Origin of the sequence: Aequitasia blattaphilus, from assembly GCF_024721305.1 — a bacterium.
In the GTDB taxonomy this organism is placed as follows: Bacteria; Bacillota; Clostridia; order Lachnospirales; family Lachnospiraceae; genus Aequitasia; species Aequitasia blattaphila.
Genome location: NZ_JAMXOD010000047.1, coordinates 1 through 3710, shown reverse-complemented (window position 1 = coordinate 3710; position 3710 = coordinate 1). Strand labels below are relative to the sequence as shown.

Annotated in this window: 6 protein-coding genes; all 6 read left to right on the top strand. The window is 37.8% G+C overall.

The window, feature by feature from the left end; genetic code table 11:
* Positions 1 to 146: 146 nt before the first annotated feature.
* The 6 genes from NHH15_RS15290 to NHH15_RS15265 all read left to right on the top strand — a co-directional run bounded on the left by NHH15_RS15290 (position 147) and on the right by NHH15_RS15265 (position 3668).
* A complete protein-coding gene (locus NHH15_RS15290) occupies positions 147 to 875 on the top strand; it encodes a DeoR/GlpR family DNA-binding transcription regulator (RefSeq protein ID WP_262067515.1) in 729 nt (242 codons plus the stop codon).
* 32 nt (positions 876 to 907) lie between these two features.
* Positions 908 to 1573, top strand: coding sequence for a 3'-5' exonuclease (locus tag NHH15_RS15285; protein ID WP_262067514.1), 666 nt, complete (start codon positions 908 to 910; stop codon positions 1571 to 1573).
* Between the two features lie 69 nt (positions 1574 to 1642).
* The gene (locus NHH15_RS15280) at positions 1643 to 2518 is read left to right on the top strand and encodes a DUF2238 domain-containing protein (protein ID WP_262067516.1); all 876 of its coding nucleotides are present in this window, start codon (positions 1643 to 1645) and stop codon (positions 2516 to 2518) included.
* A complete protein-coding gene (locus NHH15_RS15275; protein ID WP_262067513.1) occupies positions 2460 to 3056 on the top strand; it encodes a LysR family transcriptional regulator in 597 nt (198 codons plus the stop codon). The genes NHH15_RS15280 and NHH15_RS15275 overlap by 59 nt, the downstream gene beginning before the upstream one ends.
* A 21-nt stretch (positions 3057 to 3077) precedes the next feature.
* A complete protein-coding gene (locus NHH15_RS15270; RefSeq protein ID WP_262067512.1) occupies positions 3078 to 3368 on the top strand; it encodes a hypothetical protein in 291 nt (96 codons plus the stop codon).
* A gap of 99 nt (positions 3369 to 3467) precedes the next feature.
* On the top strand, positions 3468 to 3668 hold the full coding sequence (locus NHH15_RS15265; RefSeq protein ID WP_262067511.1) for a hypothetical protein: 201 nt from the start codon (positions 3468 to 3470) through the stop codon (positions 3666 to 3668).
* The last annotated feature ends 42 nt before the right edge of the window (positions 3669 to 3710 follow it).

The window sequence follows — 3710 nt, the reverse complement described above, 5'->3', positions numbered from 1 at the left end:
GCTTAAGATATGGTCTGTAACCTCTACGGTTGCATGGGCAGTAGGAGTAGTTGAAGTTCTTGCCTTGAGCTTTTTCATGTAATAGGTTAAAATGGGTGCAGCGAGGAATTTAAAATCGCTGCACCTTATTTATTAGGAGAATACGTATGTTTGCAGCAGAGAGACAAAGCAGAATTATTGAAATATTAAAAGAAAAAGGAAGCGTTCAAGTAGATGAATTGGCAGAACTTATGCAGGTAAGTCCCATGACGATTCGAAGAGATCTGGTCAAGCTTCAAAATGACGGCCATGTGGAGCGGTGTCACGGCGGAGCCATAGCCCGGGAAGAAACTGCCTATGCAGATAAAAGAACTTCCCATAAGCAGGAGAAAAAAAAGCTGGCCGCCCTATGTAAGCAATTTGTGGCTCCTGGAGATACTATATTTTTAGATGCCGGAACCACTACTCTTGAAATTGCCAAACAGATTAAGGATATAGAAAATATTATGGTAGTGACCACTGACATTGAAATCAGCCGTTATCTTATACAGAGCGATGTGGATTTGATGCTGTGTGGTGGAATGGTTCAGAAGTCCACTGGAAGTGTATTAGGTCCTTATGCAACACAGATGATTATGGATTTTAAATTTGACATAGGATTTTTTGGAGCGGCTATAATCAGTGGAACCGGAGAGGTTATGACCCCTACCGTGGAGAAGGCATTCTTAAAAAGGGAAACGGTAAAGCGTTGTGAAAAGTCTTATCTTGTTGTGGATGAATCTAAGTTTCAAAAGCAGGGAATGATTAAAATCAATGAATTAAAGGATTTCTCAGCAATTATAACGAACTACCCATTTCAAGATGAAAAGGGAGAGGTTCGTATCATTTCACCTTAACAAGAATATAATCCAAATGAGGAAAAGAAAAAATGGTTGGAAATAAAAGAGGAAAACGATTAGCAAAATATGAACCTAGCTACGTAGTATTTGATTTAGAGACAACGGGAATTAATTCCAATACGGACCGGATTGTGGAAGTGGCAGGAATCAAAGTGGTAGGAGGCAAAGTAGAGGATACTTTTTCTACCCTTGTAAATCCAGAAAGATCCATTCCCAAAAGAGCAACAATGGTAAATGGGATTACGGATGAGATGGTTGCAGGGGCTCCGAAAATAAATCACGCCCTGGATGAATTTTTATCCTTTAGCGAAAATCATATTTTGGTAGGACATAATATACATACCTTCGATATGAAGTTTATTTATAATGCTACAGAGGAATTATATGGGGGAGTAATTGATAATGATTACATAGATACTCTTTACTTATCCAGAAAAGTCTTGCCACAGCTTAGGCACCATAAGCTGGTGGATCTTTCCGCTTACTTTCATATTTCCAGTGAAGGGGCTCACCGGGCCTTGAATGATTGCTGGATGAATCAGAAATGTTATGAGGAATTAGGGAAGCTGCAAAGTAATATAACAGTAGAAATATGCCCCAAATGCGGTGGTGAATTAATGAAACGAAATGGAAAGTTTGGAGAGTTTTTTGGGTGTGGAAATTATCCGGAATGCAGATATACAAGAAATATCTAGTAATTGTTCGGTAGGGGAAGGCAGGAGATAAATGTGAAAAAATTAGGGATTCGTAAAAGAATAAAAATAATGCAAAGGGCTTTACAACTGGAGTTAAGAGAACATAAAAGTTCTTTTATGGTTTATATGACTCTCCGCATTCTTGTAATTGTTATGATGGTTCTACAGATTTTTAATAAGAATTATGAAAATGTATTCTTATGTGTGCTGACACTCCTTTTGCTGGTGGTACCAAGCCTCGTTCAGGTAAGCTTTAAAATTGAGCTTCCCAAAGGGTTAGAAATCACGATGCTGATTTTTATATTTGCGGCGGAAATATTGGGAGAAATCAGTTCTTATTATATTAAATTTCCACTATGGGATACGGTGTTACATACGATAAATGGATTTTTAATGGCGGCCATTGGATTTGCTATGGCAGACATATTAAATAACAGTAAAAAGATGAAATTTGAGCTTTCACCAGCGTTCTTAGCCATAGTCGCCTTTTGCTTTTCAATGACAATTGGAGTGATTTGGGAATTCTTTGAATTTGCCATGGATCGCCTTTTTGTCTTAGACATGCAAAAGGATTATGTAATTAATCAGATTACAACCGTTACGCTGGATCCTACAAGAACCAATACCCCAGTTGTAATTGACAACATAAAAGAAGTTTTGATAAATGGCGAAAATCTTGGCCTTGGAGGATATCTGGATATTGGTCTTTATGATACAATGATTGATTTGATTGTCAATTTTATTGGAGCGGTAATATTTAGTTTTATTGGATATTTTTATGTGAAAAACAGAGGAAAAGGAAGGGCTAAGATTGCAAAGGGATTTATCCCCAGATTAAAGGAAGAGGATCGGGATTTCCTGGGACAAGCAATCGAAGAAGAGATCAATGGAACTAAAACAGATGAAATACCTGGTGACGGCAGTGGAAGCCAGGAGCCTGAATAAGGCAGCCGAACTTTTATATACGACTCAGCCCAATATAAGTAAAGTAATCCAGAAGCTGGAAACGGAGCTAAAGCATGATGTGTTAAGGAGAAGCTCAAAGGGAATTAGCCTGACACCCTTCGGGGAAAAGGTATTTACCTATGCAAAGCATATGCTTAAGGATGCGGAGATGATTGAAAAAAATGGAGAGTCAGCTTCCTATCAGAATCTGAAAATCGGTTCTTACCCAAGTAATATGATTGCAAGAAATCTGGCGGATTTCTATAATGAGGTAGACAATGAGAAGCTTCATATTGAATTTCAGGAAGGCGCAGCGGAGGAAGTCATTCATTGGGTGGAGAATGGAAATACCAATATTGGCATTGTATATATTGCAAAAAAGCAGGAAAAGGCATTGAAGCAGTTTTTAAAGGTACACGATTTGGAGTTCCATATTCTAAAAGAATGTGAGCTCTGCATCTATGCTGGTCCCAATCATCCTTATTACAACCGGAAAAGCGTGGACTTTGAAGAATTAAAGAACCTGAAATTCGCCTAGGCGAATAAGGATTATTTCAGCATGGAAGAGTACATAGAAAGCTTTAGCCTTGGAGCAATTAAGACGGATCAGCTGAAACATATGGTACATACAAACAGTGATCATTGTATGCTGGATATGATTCTATATACGGACATCGTAAGTTTGGGGCTGGATTTTATGAAAGCCAGCTATCGGCAGTATGATATTCGGACAATAAAGATTAATAACTGTGAGCAGTGCTTATTGGTAGGATATATACTCAGAGCAAAGGAAAAACTGGAAGAGTACGAAGAAAAATATATAAAGTCTTTACGACAACTTTTTCAATAGGTATATCCTTGTTATAACAAATCGTTATAGCAGGGATATGTTTTTTTGGTATTGGTAAGCTGACGCTAACCTATGATATAATGCCCGTGGAAAAGGAAATTGGAGGAAAAGAAAAATGAAAAAGGAGAAATCGATTTAATCTATGGAAAGAATATGATTGACGCAGAAGCAATCAATAAATACAAGGATAGTGATACCATTGAAACTGCACTTTCGGAAGCGACATCTACAAGACAGCTGGTATTGAACTCAACGAATGAGATTTTAACAAAAACATCAAGAATTCTCCTTCCTCTATAGGGAGTGAGATGAATTGATTTACTTGCCTGTCGGCAATGAAAA